Below are 18,545 nucleotides of genomic sequence, written 5' to 3'. Positions count from 1 at the left end.
TACCTATTCGCCTTTAGCGCTTGTGATTTAAGTTTCGCAAAGGAGAATAGGGAATGAATGGATGACCCTTTACCGAGTTTGTTGAATTTATTTTTTGTGTTCGTGCTCGTATTTCTGAATGGTTTCTTCGTCGCAGCGGAGTTCGCGATGGTGAAAGTACGGGGGAGTAGAATTGATACCCTTGTGCAAGAAGGCAGTAAGAATGCGAAATTCGCACAGAGCATCGTCAATAACTTGGATGCCTATTTATCGGCTTGTCAGTTGGGAATTACACTCGCATCACTAGGACTAGGTTGGCTGGGAGAGCCAGCAATCGCACAACTGCTCAAACCTGTGTTTGAAGCGTTAGGTTTCAATGATGTACTTATTCATACGGTTTCTATTATTATTGCGTTTCTATTGATTACGATTCTACACATTGTGCTAGGTGAGCTTGCGCCGAAGACGATGGCGATTCGAAAGTCGGAAAATGTGACGCTATGGACTGCGCCGTTTCTCATGTTCTTCCACAAGATCATGTATCCGTTCATTTGGGTGCTTAACGGACTTGCGAACAGTTTACTTCGGTTGTTCGGCATTGCACCGGCATCTGAACATGATTCTGCGCATACGGAAGAAGAAATTCGTATTTTGATGAAAGAAAGTAACCGGAGTGGTCTGATCGATAACACCGAGATGACCTTAGTAGATAATATATTTGAATTCGCGGAGACGACAGCCCGTGAGATCATGATTCCACGGACAGAGATGATCTGTCTATACACGCATTTGTCGCATGATGAGAACAAAGCGATTGCGCTCGAAGAAATGCGTACACGATATCCGGTCTGTGAGCAAGATAAAGACCATATTATTGGATTTATTCATATTAAAGATTTGCTCAAATCCGAAGAGCTAAATGATTCACGTTCGATAATTCGTCCGATTACATCCGTTCCTGAGTCGATGCAGATCAGTGCATTACTCAAATTAATGCAGAAGAATAAGACGCAAATTGCGATCTTGATCGATGAATATGGCGGTACCTCGGGTCTTGTAACCTTAGAAGATATCATGGAAGAAATCGTCGGCGAGATTCAAGATGAGTTCGATGAAGAGCGTCCTACGATTGAGAAGAAGGATGAGTTGACTTATTCCTTGGATGGACTTCTGTTAATTGATGAAGTCAATGATAAGTTCGGGCTGGAGATTGAGACGGTCGACTATGACACCATTGGTGGCTGGTTGTATGCCCAAATCGAGATTCCTCCGAAGAAGGGCTTATCCATTACGTATGAAGATTACGATTTCATTGTTGAAGAGACAGATAACTTACGAGTATCTCGGATTACGCTCCGTAAGGTCGTACGAGAGAGATCAGAGGAAGATGCTTTAGAAGCAGTGTAATCGAGATAATATGAAGGGAGCATATCTGCTGTTGCGGATGAACGGAACCCTTCGATAAAAGTTGTCGGCACTTAAGAAGTTGAAAAAGATGATTACTGTACTATACAGTAATCATCTTTTTTTTCACGGATACTATGAGTCCAGTCTATGGGTACCAGTCGAAGATGTAATCCTCTTTTTGTATTTATTACTCTGAAATACCTTGAATGATTGCAGATATACCGGCAAAGGTGCTATAGGAGCCATTCTCAGCAATATGAAATTGCGGAGCCTTCTCGCGAAGATAGGCACGTGTGCTTGGGAGGAAGAGATCTCCGGCCTTCGCGATTTGTCCGCCTAAGATGATCATATCAGGCTGAAATTCATCGATGTAACGTTCAAGGACTTCTCCTAGCATGATTCCGAACTGATGGAATACGGAGATAGAGGATTCGTCTTTTTGATCTCTAGCAGCCTCTGCGATATCTCGTACGTCCCATTTTGAGGAAACGCCTGCTTCTTCAGCGATCTTTAAGATCCCTCGTTTGGAAATGTAATCGTCGATAATGCTCTCGCGATAGGCATGATTGTAAATTTCTTTATTCTTAATTGCAACGCCATGATCAATAAATACAGAACCGGTACCCGTCCCAATCATAATACAGAGGGACTTGTTAACTTGCTTCGCCGGACCTATAAACCACTGGCCAACCCCGAATAAGCGGGCATCATTGCCAAAAATAATCCGGTAATCGGATTCCATACGTGGCCGCAATAAAGGATCTTCCTCCAGACGCTCTCTCATCGCGTCCATAATACTTACACCATATAAGGCATCAAATTTGGATAGTCCTTGAATGTAACTAATCCCGCGATCATAATCACATGGACCGGGATAAGCAAATCCGATACCAGCAAAGGTGTGCTGCTTATCCGTTATTTTGTTCGCCTGCTTCTGGATCAGCTGATAGAAGTAATCGAGAAGGAAAGCCCGGCTCTGATTGGAATAAGCAGGGTACGTCTCTACCGTAGATTCAATAACTTGACCGTCCTCTGTCGTAACGGCTGCCTTGATTGCTGTTCCACCTACGTCAAATACGATGGAATATGGATTCATCTTTACAACACATCCTTGTCTTCATGAAGTAGATTATGCAAGATTTATGACCATGCTTTTGGTTGTTGCGTGGACTCCCGAATGATCAAATTGGACCTTAAGAGAATTTCTACAAAGGGCTCTTCGGGATGATGGATACGCCAGAAGAGTTGTTCGACAGCTTTACGCCCAAAGTAAGATAGATCTACGTCCATCGTTGTCGTCATAGGTGTCGTGATACGTGACAATTGTCCATTATCGAAGCTGACAATGGATACATCTTGCGGAATATGATATCCAAGCTTGTACAATACGGAAGTAATGAAGAATCCAAACCCGTCATTAACGCAGAACCAAGCCGTGGGTTGCGTGTCCAATGACTGCACTGCTTGGAAGACATCATCCATTTCTTCCGTAGCACGATCCAAGACCCATACAGCATTGTATTCAATTCCAGCTTGGTATAGGGCCATACGATAACCGTCTAAGCGCTCATAATAACTGGGAGAGAATTGAATATCGCCGATAAAGCCGATTTTGGTGTGCCCTAAATCAATTAAATGCTGCACTGCTATGTAAGCGGCATAGCGATTATTGGTGAGGATGCTGTCTGCCTTGATATCGGGATGGTGGTGATCAATTAACACGGTGGGAATCCCAGTCTCGGTCACGGCCTGGATATATGAATTGGTAATATGGGATAGAATCAAGATTCCGTCTATGGATTGATCCAATATCGGAGGCAGAATCAAATGATCCGCAGCATGCTTGTCAATGGATTGAATAACCATTCGTTTGTTTTGCTTTGCGGCTTCTTTCTCAATGCTTAGATAAATTTCTCCGAAAAAGTTACGCTGGGAAAAGGCGAATTCCGATGCCAAGATGGCAAAGGTTCCAACATCTTCTTCTGTGCTTTTACGCCCACGCGAATAGATGTAACCCATCTCATCCGCTGCATCGATAATTAATTTCCTCGTTTCCTCACTTACACCGTCTTTACCAGAAAGAGCCTGTGAAACAGAGTTCTTCGATATGTTTAATCGATCGGCGATATCTTGCATCGTCACTTTCTCTTTCATGCGAAGATACGTCCTTTCTAATAGAAGTTCAATGAATGATTTCCCCCGTTGTTTCTCATAATACTAAAGATTATGCTGTAAAACCATCATTACAATACATTAATTATGATAATATAATAACGTTACAACAATAAATAGTAAAGTTATTGAATGGTATTAATATTTATGCCTTTTACAAAGAAAGATAAAAATGAGGTTGACATTTCGATCAAAAAGCACAATAATAACTATTGTAACGCTTTCATAACGCAAATGCACATAATTTTGTAACGTTACAATTATATGTTATACAGTTACAAGAGTGTGCGCGAGAGTGCATCGACATCTAGGGAGGTTTTATTTCATGAAAAAGAAGCTTTCGGTATTACTTGTATTTACGCTTGTATTCACGATTCTTGCAGGTTGTGGAGCGAAGAGCAGTAATTCAGGTACTTCAGCAGATGGAGTAACAACAATTGAGTTCTGGGCAGCACCTAACCCGACTCAACAAGCTTATTGGCAAAAAATCGCCAAAGAATATGAAGCAGTTAACTCTAAAGTCAAAATTAACGTAAGTGCGATTAAGGAGTCACCAACTTCTGAAGCAAGCATCCAAGCTGCCATTGCAGGTGGAAGTGCACCAACGATGACTGAAAATATTAGCCGTGGTTTCGCAGCCCAGCTAGCGAACAGTAAAGCGTTAGTACCTCTGGATACGATCGATGGTTTCAATGACATTGTAACAAAACGGAATATGGCCAAAACCATTGAACCTTGGAAATTTGCTGATGGTCATCAGTACGTCCTTCCAATCTACTCCAATGCCATGTTGTTCGGATGGAGAACAGATATCCTGAAAGAAGCTGGTGTGAACGAAGTTCCGAGAACATACAGCGAAGTAATTGAAGCAACGAAGAAATTAAAAGCAAAATTCCCGGATAAATATCTATGGGCAAAACCAGACTTGGCAGATCCTACGGCATGGAAAAGATGGTTTGACTTCTTCATGTTGTACGATGCGGCTTCCGACGGTAACAAGTTTATTGAAGGAACGAAATTTGTCGCCGATGATAAAGCAGGCGTAGAGGTTCTTTCATTCGTGGATAACCTTCGCAAAGAAAAAGGACTACTGTCTCAGAATGTAACAGAACCATTCGAAAATGGTGTGGGTGTATTTACGGATGTGGGTCCTTGGACATTCAGTACATGGGCTACGAAATATCCAGAGCTTGAGTATAAAAAGAACTATGAATTATCCTTGCCTCCTGTTCCGGACGGTATGGATCCAGCGAACGCAAAAACATTTGCGGATGCTAAAGGTCTTGTTATCTATGCATCTGCAAGCCCTGAGCAACAAAAAGCTGCGATGGAATTCATAAAATGGGTATACTCGGATGACAAGCATGACGTTGCCTTCTTCCAAGAAACGAATTTGCCTCCGGCTCGTGATGACGTAGGTACGAATGAAGCATTTAAGCCTGTATTTGAAAAAACGCCTGTATTGCGAGAGTATGCAAAAGCAATCCCGAATGCTGTTCCGCCAATGGACAATCCAAGATTCAACGAATTACAGACATTAATTGGTCAAGAAGCATTTAACAAAATTGTTCGTGGTGAGATTGATCCAAAAACAGGTTGGGACAACATGAAGAAGGCGATTGAAGGGGAACTTCAATAATGATTGACAAAAATAATAATCGGTTGGGCTGGCTCTTTACCAGCCCCTACCTTATTTTCTCGACCGTATTCTTCCTGGGGCCACTCATCTGGTCCCTATACTTGTCCTTTACGAACTGGGACTTAATCTCACCAACCTATGATTTTGTAGGATTTAAGAACTTTACCAAAGCTTTAGGCACACCGGGAGTGCAAGCGGCGTTTTGGGTAACGTACAAATTTATGATTGTATTTGTGCCGCTTGTCACAATCTTGTCGCTTTTAGTCGCGGTGGTTGTAAAGGGATTGCCTAAATTCAAATCCGTATTTCTGATTGGTTTCTTCTTACCCTATCTATCTTCCGGGGTTGTTGCATCCTTGATTGTTAAAGGATTCTTGTCACATACAAGCCCTGTTCAGACGTTCTTGAGGGAGCGGTTAGGTCTTGATATTGACTGGCTTGGCGGATCATTCTCGGCATTGTTCGTCGTTGCGCTAATTATTGCTTGGAAATTTACCGGTTACTATGCGTTAATCCTTACTTCCGGATTGGAAAGCATTGATCAAGAAGTCTATGAAGCGGCAGCGATCGATGGTGTGAAGGATAGCCAGAGGTTCTGGAAAATCACGTTGCCTTTGCTTTATCCGGCAATCTATACGACATTGATTTTATCCTTCGGAGCAACATTCGGTATTTTCACTGAGGTCTACCAATTAACAGGCGGCGGTCCGAACTATGCGACGAATACATGGCAAATGGAAATATACAGCCAAGCCTTTAAGAACCTCCAAGCAGGCTATGCATCAGCTATCGCGATTATGGCCGCTGTCGTAACATTTGTGTCCATCTTCGTGATCAGAAAATTATTAGAAATGTGGGGTAAGCGCAATGGTTGGGTCTAAATCAAACAACAAATTCCGGTTGTCGATCCGCTACATTTTTGCGATCGTACTGCTCGTGATTATGGTGTTCCCCTATTTATACATGGTATTAAATTCGTTTGCCGATTGGTCGCAGGTGGATCGGAAATTGATACCGACCAAATTAACGCTTCACTCCTATCAATGGCTCTTCACGGGCGGCGAGACTGGTATTACAAGACCATGGATTCATTCCTTCTTTAACAGTGTGTTCATATCTTTAGTCTCTACGGCCTTAATGATGTTGTTCGGGATTATGGTTGCTTATGCATTAGCGAAGCTAAAATTCCGCGGAAGAGATACGATTAACAATTTTGTATTGTTCCACATGTTCTTCCCGGCGATTATTCTGATTATCCCTAACTTTTTGATCATTCAAAAAGTGGGACTGTTCGATACGTATTGGGCGCTCATTATTCCGAAAGCCATGAGCCTATGGGGAATCTTCATGTACACGAACTTCTTTAAGGCAGTACCAACCGTGTTCATTGAAGCAGCGAAGCTAGATGGGGCATCGGACTTCAAAATCTTATATAAAATTATGATGCCGATGTCGAAGTCCATTACGACCGTTGTTTTCTTATTCCTGCTTATGGAACGTTGGACAGAGCTCCTCTGGGATATGATCGTCGTACGGAGTGACGGGATGTTGACGTTGAACGTCTTGTTATCTCAGATGTTCGGTCCGTATCAGTCGTATCCAGGTCCGATGTATGCCGGGGCCGTGATGCTGACCTTGCCGATTATTATCTTGTTCATCATTTTCGGGAAGAAGTTCCAAGAAGGAATGCAATTTAACTTGAAATAAGCCTGCATGGGAGGGGATATCGAATGGAAAAGCCGTGGTGGAAACAGACGGTATTCTATGAAGTGTATATGCCAAGCTTCTGTGATGGCAATGGGGATGGGATCGGTGATTTCATCGGTCTTACCTCGAAGTTAGATTATTTACAAGATCTTGGGGTACGAGGGATCTGGTTAACGCCGTTCTATACGTCTCCGAAAGTCGATAATGGATACGACATTGCAGACTATTGCCAAGTCGATCCTGACTTTGGAACGATGAAAGATTTCGAACGATTTATTCAGGAAACGAAGGCTCGAGGGATTTACGTGATCGCGGATCTTGTGTTGAATCATACGTCTTCAGAGCATGCATGGTTTAAGGAGTCTAGGTCTTCCAGAACGAATCCGAAGCGGAATTGGTATATCTGGAAGGATGCGGTCCATGGCGGTGTCCCGAATAACTGGGAGTCCTTTTTTGGCGGAACGGCCTGGGAATGGGATGCGGCGACAGAACAGTATTATTATCATGGGTTTGCGAAAGAACAGGTTGATTTGAACTGGGCGAATCCTGAGGTCAAAGAAGCGATGAAGGAAGTTATGGCATTCTGGCTGGACAAAGGTGTGAACGGCTTCCGGCTAGATGTCATCAACTTCTTGTCGGTGTCCAATCAATTCCCGAATAATCCGATGGATGAAGCCACGGGTGAACAGAAGCATGTGAATGATCAAGATCAAGACGGAATTCAAGATGTTATCCAGGAAATCAGTGAATTTGTTCATGCGCGAAGCGGGATGTTCATGGTGGGCGAGGTTGGTTCCGAAGATATGGACATGCTGAAGCGGTATAGCGGTCACGGGAAACTGGATGTGGTCTTTAATTTCAATCTCGGTAGTCAGAAGGAATTTAGTCCGGAGAACTTGTTCACTGAGATGGAGACAATGGAGCGGGTACACCGTGAGGATCAGATTCCGACATTATTCTTCGGCAGTCATGATATGGCTCGTGTGATCTCACGATTTGGTGAAGGGGATGCGGAGGTTGATGAGCAACGGGCTCGCCTCATGGCAACACTGGCCCTGACCGCCAAAGGAGTACCTTTCTTATATTTCGGCGAAGAGATTGGTATGCGGAATTTCGTAGCTCATCGACTCGAAGATATGCAGGATGTTCAAGGATTAAATGCCTATGACATTGCTGTGAATCAAGGGAAGACGAAGAAGCAGGCGCTGGAAATCGCAAATGCGAAGGGACGGGATGCTTCTCGTTCTCCGATGCAATGGAATGCAGGTCTTCATGGCGGATTTACATCAGGAACACCTTGGATCGGCATGGGACCGGATTATGAGCAAATAAACGTAGAGTCAGCATTAAATCATTCCGATTCATTACTTCATTATTATAAGAAACTACTACACTTGCGTAATACGCAAGAAGTATTTCAGGTAGGCGATTATACCGTATTGGAACGGAGAGGTCATCTCATCCTGTATGTGAGAACGTTGAAAGGCGCCAATACCAGAGCACTCGTGGCACTGAATTATGACAATCAGGGCGTACAGATTAATCCATGCGAATTACTAGACGGTGAAGCCCATTTCGTGTTGTCCAGTCGTCGAGATACAGTGAACAGCATGGACGCGGTTACCCTAAGACCTAATGAGGCCGTAATATGGACGCGCAAGTAACGCGCTCCTTGAAATAGAGAGGATGTCATTGCTATGAAACTACACAAAACTGCCGTAAAAACATGTGAGCAGCTGCTCATGGAATACACGATGAAAGACGCTGCTGTCATGGATGTGGCAAAATTACAATTCACAGGTATTGGCGATAAAGATGTCTACAATATTACAGCACGCTTCGAAGATGAAGGCGAATGGGTCATTGCAGGGCGGGTTGAATCCCGAGATAGTGAGCATTCAGATATCGTATTTTTCGTCGAGCGTGACGGCGTGTGGGTTCCGCGTGAAGGAGCACCTACCCTAGAACTTCAAGATCCGTTCTTTACGAAAATCAACGGCGAGTTGATCGTTGGGGGCGTTCAAATTTATCCGCACCCGACAAAGGCTGATGCATTAATGTGGCGTACGGTATTCTACCGTGGACAGAACATCGCGAGCTTAAAGCTATTTTTTACAGGTCCGGACGGCATGAAAGACTTGCGTCTTGTAGACCTGAAAGATGGCATCGGCGTGCTGACTCGCCCACAAGGCGATAAAGGCGGACGCGGTAAAATCGGTTTTACCCGCATTGCATCCTTGGATGAGTTGTCCATTACATTAATTGAGGAGACCCCGTTGTTAGATGGGCAATTCATCGATGCGGAGTGGGGCGGCGCGAATGAGGCTCATTTGTTGAAGAATGGTCTGCTCGGTGTCCTTGGACATATTGCATCGTTTGATGATGCAGGGGATCGTCACTATTACCCGATGGTATTTGCGATTGATCCTGCGACAGGTGAATATTCGGATATTCAATTAATCGCTGTACGTAATCAATTCTTGCCTGGCGTAGCGAAACGACCTGATTTGGAGGATGTTGTATTTAGCGGAGGGCTTGTTCGCCATGAAGACGGTACGGCCCACTTATATGCAGGAATCAGCGATGCGGAAGCACAACGTGCGACCATTCCTGATCCGTTTGCTCCATTTGAAATTTTATAAATATGAAATCCATTGTTTAGGAGAGTTATTACAACATGAGAATCTATCGTTATGAACAAAATCCACTGATTACACCAACTGACGTGAAGCCGTATCACGATAACTTCGAAGTGATTGGCGCGTTTAATGCCGGTATCGCGAGCTATAATGGCGAAGTATTGATGCTTCTTCGTGTAGCTGAGCGTCCAATCAGCAAGGATCCGAAAATTGTGAAAGCCCCGATTTTCAACCCGGAGACAAATGAGCTAGAGATCATTGAATTGAACACGGATGATGAGCGGTTCGACTTCTCGGATCCACGTGTGATCAAGAATAAATCTGAGAGTGCAACGTTCCAGTACTTGACTTCATTGTCGTATATCCGAATCGCACGCAGTAAGGATGGACATCACTTCACGGTAGATGAGAAACCATTCGTATACCCTTCAAATTCGTTGGAAACATTCGGCGTGGAAGATCCTCGCGTAACCCAAATTGGAGATACGTACTATGTGTATTTCTCCGCCGTGTCCCCTGTGGGTGTAGGTGAATCGATGGTATCGACCAAAGATTTCGTGAACGTAACTCATCATGGTATGATCTTCGGACCCGATAATAAAGACGTATTGATTTTCCCAGAGAAAATAAATGGAAAATATTATGCTTTGCACCGTCCGACGACGAAGAGCACAGGAAATCCTGAAATGTGGATCGCCGAATCGGACAACTTATTATACTGGGGGAACCATAAACATTTGATCGGATTGCGTGACGGCATGTGGGATAGCGGTCGTATCGGCGGTGGCGCAGTGCCTTTCAAAACGGAAAAAGGTTGGTTGGAGCTGTACCATGGTGCAACGCTGGATCATCGTTATTGCATGGGTGCGGTCTTGCTAGACCTGAATGATCCTTCAAAAGTGATTGCACGCTCTAATACACCGGTCATGGAGCCAGAAGCTGAATACGAGAAGAACGGTTTCTTCGGCGATGTCGTGTTCTCCTGCGGCGCGCTCGTAGAAGGCGACATTGTCAAAATGTTCTACGGCGTTGCAGATACATCGATGGCTTGCGCAGAACTTAGCGTACAAGAAATTTTAGATAGTCTAGTTTACGTATAAAACAGGGACGTCAAAACCGAAACCGGTTTTGGCGTTTTTATATAGGAGCGATGATGAAGAGAATGAATATTAAATTAACCGAGAATTGGAAGCTTCGTGATTTTCATGTCGGGGAAGCCCGAGACCTAGAAGTCGCATCACCGGATTTCGTTGATTATTTCTGGATGACAACGACGGTGCCTAGTGATATCCATACGACGCTGCGCGAGAAAGGGATCATTGAGGATCCGTTTTTTGGACACCAAGATCAGAAATGCCGTTGGGTGGAAGAAAAGGTTTGGTGGTATCGTACGGTTTTTTCATTCGATGCTAACCTGGAGCCGGGAGAGAAGATGGAGCTCAAGTTCGAAGGGCTAGATACTTTCGCAACGATCTATCTCAATGGCGTGGAACTCGGGTCGACGGATAATATGTTCATTAGCCATTCTTTCGATGTAACCCGTGAGTTAAATCAGGGGAAAAATACGCTTGCGGTAAAATTTGATCCTGTTCATGTCCATGCGGGAGATAAAATCCAATACTATTGGTCGGGCTTTAGCAAGAAACGAATTTGGACGCGTAAAGCGCAAAGTCATTTTGGATGGGACTGGGGTCCGCGTCTTGTCTGTGCAGGAATCTGGAAAGATGTGTATTTGATGAAACGGTGTCACGCGCATATAGACAGCGTGTTTGCTCGTACCACCTCGATTCAGGATCAAGTCGGTGTCGTGGATGTGCATTTGTGCGCGCATGCCTTTGATCGCGGGGCTTCGTATTCAGCACGTGTGGAGCTATTAGAGGGCGCAGAGAGCGTTGCGGAAGCCAATGTGCCTCTAGATCGTTTCGGAGGTGTAATGGTTGACGGCGCGATTACAGCGCGGACGTTGCATAACTCTGTTACCTTAAAGGTAACAGATCCAAAGTTATGGTGGACCCATGATCTAGGAACACCCTTCTTATATCATATACGCGTGACGTTATTTGCGGATGGGGAGCAAATTGATACGTATGAGCAGCCGTTTGGCATTCGTACGATTGAATTAATGCAGCGTGATGAAGAGGGGCGTCATGCTTTCACGTTTGTGTTGAACGGCGTTAAAGTGTTCGCTAAAGGTGCGAATTGGATTCCGATCGATAGCTTTATTGCAACCGTGCCGGATAGCCGATACACCCATCTTCTTCAAATGGCTAAGGATGCCAACATGAATATGATGCGTGCTTGGGGCGGCGGTATTTATGAGCGGGATATTTTCTTTGATGAATGCGATCGGCTAGGGATTTTAGTCTGGCAGGACTTCATGTTCGCTTGTGCATTATACCCGGATTATAACCGCAATTTCATGAACAATGTACACCGTGAAATTGAGCAGATTGTGAAACGTCTTCGCAGTCGTACATGCCTTGCGCTATGGTGTGGGAATAACGAAAATGATTGGTTGTATGAGGCCCTATACTCCAGTGGAGAGATCACAACTCCTTTTTACGGGGAAAAGATATATCACGAGCTCATGCCCGCGGTCCTCGAGCAATTAGATCCAACGCGAACGTTCTGGCCAAGTTCGCCATTTGGCGGCAACGACCACAACTCGCGTGAAGTTGGAGATACACATAACTGGCAGGTCTGGCATGGAAATAATGAGCCGCGCCACTTTGGCGAACCGCAGACCCAAGATTATAGTGTTGAAGGGATCTCGTTCAAACGATTCAAGACCGATTTCACGAAATTCGCCAGTGAATTCGGGATGCACGCCTCTTCCAATCGATATACCTTAGCGAAAAACATGCCGGACAATCAATTCTATTGGGGCAGTGACGAAATGAAGTATCGCAACAAAGATGTCCATTATCCGAAGGGCATTCTGCTGATGGAAGGTTATACGGGGGTTCCGAAGGATATCGATGAATATATTCAATTCTCGATGTTGACGCAGGCTGAGGGGTTAAGATATGGCATTGAGCATTACCGGCGCAATAAACCGGATACGAGCGGGGCTTTATTCTGGCAATTTAATGACTGTTGGCCGGGCACAAGTTGGTCTGTGATTGACTACTACGGCTTACCGAAGGCGAGCTATCACTATGCGCGAAAATTTTTCGCGCCAGTACTCGTAAGTGTGGATCATGATCCGAATCAACCGCTGCGTCTTTGGGCTGTCAATGACCGGCGTGAAGTTTATCAGGATCAGGTGGAGCTGATTCTTTATCTCATGGATGGTACAGTCGTATTTCAGCGTGAATTCGATGTGTTCGTTGAAGAGAACGGGAAAGTGAATTTTGCTACGCTTTCGGAAGTAGAGGTGCTGCAGCAGCATAGTCCGCGTGACGTTGTCGCCGTGCTTCGCTCGAAGAATCGAGTGACGGAAGACTATGTATTCTATTTACGGGATCACAAGTATATGGAGTTTCAACCTGCGAATATCCAAGTCTCTGTAGATGAGAAGGAAGGGCTTATCCGTTTCAACTCGGATCGTATCGCTCGAATGGTAATGATTGAACTGGATGCGCCATGGGTGGTTATGGATGATAATTTCTTTGATCTTATCCCAGGTGAGGAGAAGGCAGTTCGTGTGCATTACGCGGATACCGAGCCACTTCCTTGGGAGACGTTGCGTGTAACGGCGATAAATGGTGCAGGTTTACAGGATTTCGGAATCAAGGAGATGAGCTGACATGAAAGCGGCTGTATTTCAAGGCAATAAACACATAGAATTTACGGAATGGGAAGTTCCGCCTGTTGGTCCTAAAGAAGTGAAGCTGCGTGTGAAAGGTTGCGGGATTTGCGGGACAGATCAGCATATTTACCATGGGTTTCCGGGATCTGCTGAAGTGACGCCTCCGGTCGTACTGGGACATGAGCTAGCAGGCGAAGTGGTTGACGTAGGTCATGAGGTTACGACCCTGCAAGTGGGCGACCGTGTATCGGTGGATCCGAACATCTATTGCGGGAATTGTTATTTCTGTCGGAACGGCAAAGTGCATTTGTGCGATAACTTGCAAGCGGTAGGGGTGACCCGTGATGGTGGCATGGGTGAGTATTGCGTTGCACCGGCTGCGAACTGTTACTTGTTACCCGATACATTAAGCTGGATTGAAGGGGCAATGCTTGAACCGTTAGGATGCGTGCTTCACGGATATAAGAAATTAGATATACGCCCTACACACCAGGTCCTTATTATCGGCGGCGGCTTTATCGGTCAATTGTTCTTACAGCTCGTCCGATCTGCAGGTGTGAGAGGAATCATTGTCAGCGAGCCGGAAGTGTTCAAGCATGATCGATTGGTTGAGTTAGGAGCGGATGAAGCAGTGTCGCCTGCAGCGGAAGGTGTTATGGAAGCTCTCCATCAGCAATTCGATATTGTTATTGAATGCGTTGGTCGTGCGGATTCCATGGAGCTCGCGGTAAAGGCAGCACGCAAAGGGGGACAAGTGTTGATGTTCGGCGTCGCATCTCCTGATACGATAATCCAGGTTTCTCCGTTCGACATTTTTACGAAAGAGCTGCGTATCATGGGGTCTTTCATTAATCCATATACACATGAGGAATCGATTGCGCTGATCGAGAAGGGGATCGTTCAGATTGAGCCGTTGATTAGCCATCGATTCTCGTTAGAAGACATGTCTGCCATCATGGAAGAGTATCCGAAATTGCGTGTATCTAAAGGGGTTATTGTGCACGATCGTTAATTTCATACAGATATAGAAGCGCCCATGGCTGCGAGAGGCAACCATGGGCGTAATTTATGTTTTGGGTTCTAGTTCTAATTGTATCTGTTATCCACCGACGTGCATAAGCTCACGAGGCTGTAGACTTGCCCAAGTTGTGTCTTGATCGAAGAAAATACGATAATCTGCTGCCATACGTGGCAATAGGCGCGTATCTGCAACGATGCGATCTCTCATCGCGTCGATGATGCTAACACCGTAGAGCGATTCGAACTTCTTCTGCTCCCGTATGTAGCTAATTCCTCTGTCAAGATCACAGGATCCTGGAAATACATATCCGATTCCTGCAATGAGATCGGACCCAGAAATTGTTGCAGCTTGCTTCTTAATCAGTTCATAGAGATAATCCAAGAGAAAATGTCTGCTTTGGTTCGAATACGCCGGATATACTCTGGCGGTCTTCTCTAATACTTTCCCCGATTCTGAGACGATAGCGCTTTTAATCTCTGTTCCACCGACGTCAAATACGATGGTATATCGGTTCATTGTGAAACCTCCTCATGAAAGCTGCAATGATGATTGCGCATACAGTTACGATACCATGATCACCGGCTAAATGGTATTTCTCTTGCGCTGGATTTATGAATTTTTTGTTAACACTTTTGGCGGTTGTGGGCGGAATGTTGTTTTTATGGAAAGGTGTGGTTAAATAGCAGTATATCGTTTTTTGAAATAGGTGATGAGACATATGATTTATAAAGTTTTGGCAGTAGGGAGCGGTGGGTTTGTGGGCGCCGTGCTTCGATATGGGTTAAGTAAATGGATTCCTGCAGTGGATGGCTTCCCTTGGGGAATTCTCATCATTAACTGGAGCGGATGTCTTTTCCTCGGATGGCTTCTAACGGCAGCAGGGAAGTCGCTGAAGATCTCACCGACATGGACTCTTGCACTTGGCACAGGGTTTACAGGTGCATTTACCACATTCTCGACGTTTGCTGTTGAGACTTTCCGATTGATGGATCAGGGACATTGGCTCACAGCTATGCTATATATCTTGAGTAGCGTGATCGGTGGATTATTGCTGGCTTACATCGGGGTTAGATTAGCTGCTGTGCAAGGTGTAAAGTGCGAGTGAAGTGGGATGGAGTGATTAGTAGATGTTATGGATCATTGGCGCGGGTGGTATCCTCGGGAGCGTAAGTCGGTTCTTCTTAGGAACTTGGGTCACCTCACGGGCATCATCCTCTTATCCATTGGGGACTTTAGTAATCAATATAAGCGGCTCGATCATTCTCGGCTGCCTCGCAGCACTTTACGGGCAGCACGAGATATCGGAGACGCTGTATTCTTTTCTTGGGATAGGCTTCTGCGGCGCTTACACGACCTTCTCGACATTTGGTGTTGAAACAATACGATTGCTGGAACGTAAGTTAAGAACACAAGCTGTTATCTATGTGACGACTTCTGTCATTCTTAGCCTCGTAGGTGCAGGTGCCGGGTTCCTTATCTTTAGCAGCTAAGGCTGTTCATCCATGCTACATGTTCGCATGCAGGTTCACTTCCTCTTCACGATGGAAGGATGCATGGATGATACAGCAGATCACGGCAAGGACGCCGCCTGCTACAGCGACCCAAGCTGCATAATGAATGCCGCCTGTATCGAACATAAAGCCAATGGCATATGGGCCGAATAACCGGCCTAAGCTGCTAATGGCTCCTTCAACGCCGAGATAGAAGGGGGCGTTAGAGCCAGTCCGCTCACTGATGAAAGCAGGGACGGTTGGAGAAATCAGCATTTCCCCAATCGTAATCGTGATCATAGCGAGGATGATCATAGGATAGCTGTGATTCAAGAGAATCATGATGAATCCAGCCATATAGAAAATTGCGCTTCCGGTAAGTTGCGACGTGAGTTGTCTCATAAATCGATCATTGAGCCAGCGGACGAACGGCTGACCGACAAAGATCAGAACACCATTCAGTGTCCATAGAATACTAAATGCAATAGGCTTCATGCCGATACTGTTAAGTAAGGTCGACACACCCGTCCCCCAGATCGAATTACCAAACATAATGAATAAGGCTCCAAGTGCCATGAAGAGATAAATTTGGTATGCCGAGAGCAATTGCCAAGTCTGCTGGAACGAAGATTTCGTTTTCTTCTGATGTTTGGAGCGATCAGCTGAAGAGAGATTTAAGTCCAACTTGCTCATGAACACCCAGAAGAACGTAGCGAATAAGAGGGATGTTACACCATTCAATACGAACGTGAGCTGATAGGAAAAACTTGCAATAATGCCGCTGCATGCGGTACCAATCGCAACACCTAGATTATTACCCACGTAAGCAATATTGTACATCTCTCGTCGACGATCCGCCCAACGGAAGCCGATAAATGCCGCAATGGCTGGCATGCTGATGGCATTGAAGAAGCCTACACATGCCATAAGCAGAGAGTAGATATGGAAATTGCTTGTGAACATTAACGAGAATTGGAACAATGACGTCATAAATAGTGCACTGACGACTAAGGCACGCATACCGACGCGATGAAATAGAGTACCGCCGACAAGTTGCCCAGCAATACTGGCGAGTGCTTGTCCGAGCAATACAAGGCCTGCATCAGCAGCTGATCGATGGAAGAAGGAATAGATGTAGAGCGATGTTAAAGGCCACATAAATGCACTGCCTAAGGAATTGACAAAGCTAGCCGTAACAAAAATCCAAACCTCGCGGGGCAATTCTGACATTTTATTGAAGTGGATTGGAAGCTTCATGATGATCACCTATCTTTTAGAGGTTGTTCAAAAAGTCATCATTTGATCACGAAGTGATTCAAGAAGCATAATCAACATCGAATCTTGCGTTCACCTTTGAAGTCCGGTACTCATTTAGGTTTCGCCTAAACTCCGTTCCTCCTTCTTCAGGTTCTCGCAACCTTCTCGGTGCTGAAATGCCGACTTTTTGAACACGCACTTTTATATCAATCTAGAAATATATAACAACATATCATAGAGCACAGACAAGAAAAAGCCCTAGAGAGAAAATCATACAAAATGGCGAAGAACATTGTATGATTTTACCCTTTAGGGCTTTTTCAGGTGAGGGTTGATCAGATTTAAACCGTGGTTAATTCTGTATGTTATTGAGCAGCAGCTATTGACTGGAGCGAAGCTTCCTTCGCGCCGGCCGATGAACGGCTGGAGGAACTACTGTATGGTGTGCCTGCTAATTCGTAAGGCAGACAGAGTGGCAGGCCCGTTCTTGGATCAGGCACGATATCGGCTTCGATGCCGAACACATCTCGCATCACTTCTGGTGTGATGACTTCGGTTGGTGAGCCGGAGCTTACAACTTTACCGCTCTTAATGGCTACCATATGCTGCGCAAACCTGGAAGCATGATTCAAATCATGGACGACCATCACGATGGTGCGTTTCTGATCTTGATTGAGCTGCTCGAGCAGCTTCAAGACTTCCAATTGGTGAGCCATATCGAGGAACGTTGTCGGTTCATCCAAGAACAACAAATCTGTGCCTTGAGCGAGCGCCATCGCGATCCACGCGCGTTGACGTTGACCGCCAGATAGCTGATCGACAGGATGCATACTGAATGCACTCATACCAGTCACTTGTAACGCCCATTGAATCATTTCTTGATCTTCCTTATTCAGGTTGCCGAATCCCTTCTGATGTGGGAAGCGACCGTAGGAGACGAGTTCGCTGACGGTAAGACCATCTGGCGCCGTTGGATTTTGAGGTAGAATCGCTAGCTGCTTCGCAACCTCGCGTGTCGATTGACGATGCAAGGAACGTCCATCCAGGATGACCGTACCTTTCTGTGGCTTCATAATACGTGCCATCGTCTTCAGAATCGTCGATTTACCGGACCCGTTCGCGCCGACAAGTGCTGTAATTTTTCCTTCAGGAATGACAAGATTTAAATCCTCAACGATGAGGCGATTATCATACGCAATATGAAGCTTCTCCGTAAATAAACGATTCATGTAGTCTACCCCTTCTTATAAGCAGCTAAGGTCAGAAGTGATCTGTCTGTTAGCCCGTTATGTCCAATTGAAATCCATGATATGTTAAATGAGCAAAGTTCCGTTATGTTTATTTAAATGATAATGATTCTCATAATCATTGTCAATAGTTTTTGCGAAATTGAAATTTGTACAATTTTTGACCCCGCGCTTGGGGGAGTCAGATATTGCTCTTTAGAAATGCTCTGCAATCCGATAGAATCATATGAGATAGA

Annotated in this window: 16 protein-coding genes; 11 read left to right on the top strand and 5 right to left on the bottom strand. The window is 45.1% G+C overall.

All coding sequences use genetic code 11. The annotated features are described in order from the left end of the window. Positions 1-57 precede the first annotated feature (57 nt). Complete coding sequence (locus AC3WU2_RS09755; RefSeq protein WP_492453623.1) at positions 58-1,386, top strand: hemolysin family protein; 1,329 nt, start codon at positions 58-60, stop codon at positions 1,384-1,386. Between the two features lie 187 nt (positions 1,387-1,573). Here AC3WU2_RS09755 and AC3WU2_RS09750 read toward each other — a convergent pair whose 3' ends face one another. Together AC3WU2_RS09750 and AC3WU2_RS09745 are read right to left on the bottom strand one after the other, a co-directional pair. Beyond that, the gene (locus AC3WU2_RS09750) at positions 1,574-2,482 is read right to left on the bottom strand and encodes an ROK family protein (RefSeq protein ID WP_492453621.1); all 909 of its coding nucleotides are present in this window, start codon (positions 2,480-2,482) and stop codon (positions 1,574-1,576) included. A 44-nt stretch (positions 2,483-2,526) separates the two neighbouring features. Further along, positions 2,527-3,540 (bottom strand): LacI family DNA-binding transcriptional regulator, encoded by a 1,014-nt coding sequence (locus AC3WU2_RS09745; protein WP_492453619.1) that lies wholly within the window; start codon positions 3,538-3,540, stop codon positions 2,527-2,529. 343 nt (positions 3,541-3,883) lie between these two features. On the opposite strand from AC3WU2_RS09745, the gene AC3WU2_RS09740 reads away from it, so the two are divergent. The 8 genes from AC3WU2_RS09740 (at position 3,884) to AC3WU2_RS09705 (ending at position 14,306) form a co-directional block, all read left to right on the top strand. Further along, the gene (locus tag AC3WU2_RS09740) at positions 3,884-5,197 is read left to right on the top strand and encodes an ABC transporter substrate-binding protein (RefSeq protein WP_492453617.1); all 1,314 of its coding nucleotides are present in this window, start codon (positions 3,884-3,886) and stop codon (positions 5,195-5,197) included. Between the two features lie 2 nt (positions 5,198-5,199). Further along, positions 5,200-6,078: a carbohydrate ABC transporter permease gene (locus AC3WU2_RS09735; protein ID WP_492454033.1), complete on the top strand. Its 879-nt coding sequence runs from the start codon at positions 5,200-5,202 to the stop codon at positions 6,076-6,078. Beyond that, positions 6,065-6,904, top strand: a complete 840-nt coding sequence (locus tag AC3WU2_RS09730) for a carbohydrate ABC transporter permease (RefSeq protein ID WP_492453615.1) — start codon at positions 6,065-6,067, stop codon at positions 6,902-6,904. The genes AC3WU2_RS09735 and AC3WU2_RS09730 overlap by 14 nt, the downstream gene beginning before the upstream one ends. A gap of 23 nt (positions 6,905-6,927) precedes the next feature. Continuing rightward, positions 6,928-8,568: an alpha-glucosidase gene (locus AC3WU2_RS09725; protein WP_492453614.1), complete on the top strand. Its 1,641-nt coding sequence runs from the start codon at positions 6,928-6,930 to the stop codon at positions 8,566-8,568. 33 nt (positions 8,569-8,601) lie between these two features. Beyond that, positions 8,602-9,546, top strand: coding sequence for an MTP-1 family protein (locus AC3WU2_RS09720; RefSeq protein WP_492453612.1), 945 nt, complete (start codon positions 8,602-8,604; stop codon positions 9,544-9,546). 35 nt (positions 9,547-9,581) lie between these two features. Next, complete coding sequence (locus tag AC3WU2_RS09715) at positions 9,582-10,643, top strand: BtaManbiosPhlase (RefSeq protein WP_492453610.1); 1,062 nt, start codon at positions 9,582-9,584, stop codon at positions 10,641-10,643. A gap of 68 nt (positions 10,644-10,711) precedes the next feature. Beyond that, positions 10,712-13,291, top strand: coding sequence for a beta-mannosidase (locus AC3WU2_RS09710; protein WP_492454030.1), 2,580 nt, complete (start codon positions 10,712-10,714; stop codon positions 13,289-13,291). Between the two features lies 1 nt (position 13,292). Further along, on the top strand, positions 13,293-14,306 hold the full coding sequence (locus tag AC3WU2_RS09705; RefSeq protein ID WP_492453608.1) for a zinc-dependent alcohol dehydrogenase family protein: 1,014 nt from the start codon (positions 13,293-13,295) through the stop codon (positions 14,304-14,306). A gap of 87 nt (positions 14,307-14,393) precedes the next feature. Here the strand turns inward: AC3WU2_RS09705 and AC3WU2_RS09700 are convergent, their stop codons facing one another. Beyond that, positions 14,394-14,831 carry a hypothetical protein gene (locus tag AC3WU2_RS09700; RefSeq protein WP_492453606.1) on the bottom strand — a complete coding sequence of 146 codons (438 nt, stop codon included), beginning with the start codon at positions 14,829-14,831 and terminating at the stop codon, positions 14,394-14,396. 202 nt (positions 14,832-15,033) lie between these two features. Here AC3WU2_RS09700 and crcB (AC3WU2_RS09695) point away from each other — a divergent pair, with 202 nt between their 5' ends. Both crcB (AC3WU2_RS09695) and crcB (AC3WU2_RS09690) read left to right on the top strand, forming a co-directional pair. Next, positions 15,034-15,420, top strand: coding sequence for a fluoride efflux transporter CrcB (gene crcB, locus AC3WU2_RS09695; protein WP_492453604.1), 387 nt, complete (start codon positions 15,034-15,036; stop codon positions 15,418-15,420). Positions 15,421-15,442: 22 nt separating this feature from the next. Continuing rightward, the gene (gene crcB / locus AC3WU2_RS09690) at positions 15,443-15,805 is read left to right on the top strand and encodes a fluoride efflux transporter CrcB (protein WP_492453602.1); all 363 of its coding nucleotides are present in this window, start codon (positions 15,443-15,445) and stop codon (positions 15,803-15,805) included. 15 nt (positions 15,806-15,820) lie between these two features. Here crcB (AC3WU2_RS09690) and AC3WU2_RS09685 read toward each other — a convergent pair whose 3' ends face one another. Beyond that, positions 15,821-17,062, bottom strand: coding sequence for an MFS transporter (locus tag AC3WU2_RS09685; RefSeq protein ID WP_492453600.1), 1,242 nt, complete (start codon positions 17,060-17,062; stop codon positions 15,821-15,823). 365 nt (positions 17,063-17,427) lie between these two features. Then, on the bottom strand, positions 17,428-18,291 hold the full coding sequence (locus tag AC3WU2_RS09680) for an ABC transporter ATP-binding protein (RefSeq protein WP_492453598.1): 864 nt from the start codon (positions 18,289-18,291) through the stop codon (positions 17,428-17,430). Positions 18,292-18,545: the final 254 nt, after the last annotated feature.

Source organism: Paenibacillus sp. EB106-05-06-XG162, assembly GCF_058791655.1.
The sequence above is the reverse complement of the archived record's forward strand: the minus strand, read 5'-3'. Positions and strand labels throughout refer to the sequence as shown.

Coding starts and splice junctions, on each gene's coding strand:
- AC3WU2_RS09755 (WP_492453623.1), top strand. CDS start 58: ATGGATGACCCTTTACCGAGTTTGTTGAATTTATTTTTTGTGTTCGTG.
- AC3WU2_RS09750 (WP_492453621.1), bottom strand. CDS start 2,482: ATGAATCCATATTCCATCGTATTTGACGTAGGTGGAACAGCAATCAAG.
- AC3WU2_RS09745 (WP_492453619.1), bottom strand. CDS start 3,540: ATGAAAGAGAAAGTGACGATGCAAGATATCGCCGATCGATTAAACATA.
- AC3WU2_RS09740 (WP_492453617.1), top strand. CDS start 3,884: ATGAAAAAGAAGCTTTCGGTATTACTTGTATTTACGCTTGTATTCACG.
- AC3WU2_RS09730 (WP_492453615.1), top strand. CDS start 6,065: ATGGTTGGGTCTAAATCAAACAACAAATTCCGGTTGTCGATCCGCTAC.
- AC3WU2_RS09725 (WP_492453614.1), top strand. CDS start 6,928: ATGGAAAAGCCGTGGTGGAAACAGACGGTATTCTATGAAGTGTATATG.
- AC3WU2_RS09720 (WP_492453612.1), top strand. CDS start 8,602: ATGAAACTACACAAAACTGCCGTAAAAACATGTGAGCAGCTGCTCATG.
- AC3WU2_RS09715 (WP_492453610.1), top strand. CDS start 9,582: ATGAGAATCTATCGTTATGAACAAAATCCACTGATTACACCAACTGAC.
- AC3WU2_RS09705 (WP_492453608.1), top strand. CDS start 13,293: ATGAAAGCGGCTGTATTTCAAGGCAATAAACACATAGAATTTACGGAA.
- AC3WU2_RS09700 (WP_492453606.1), bottom strand. CDS start 14,831: ATGAACCGATATACCATCGTATTTGACGTCGGTGGAACAGAGATTAAA.
- crcB (WP_492453604.1), top strand. CDS start 15,034: ATGATTTATAAAGTTTTGGCAGTAGGGAGCGGTGGGTTTGTGGGCGCC.
- crcB (WP_492453602.1), top strand. CDS start 15,443: ATGTTATGGATCATTGGCGCGGGTGGTATCCTCGGGAGCGTAAGTCGG.
- AC3WU2_RS09685 (WP_492453600.1), bottom strand. CDS start 17,062: ATGAAGCTTCCAATCCACTTCAATAAAATGTCAGAATTGCCCCGCGAG.
- AC3WU2_RS09680 (WP_492453598.1), bottom strand. CDS start 18,291: ATGAATCGTTTATTTACGGAGAAGCTTCATATTGCGTATGATAATCGC.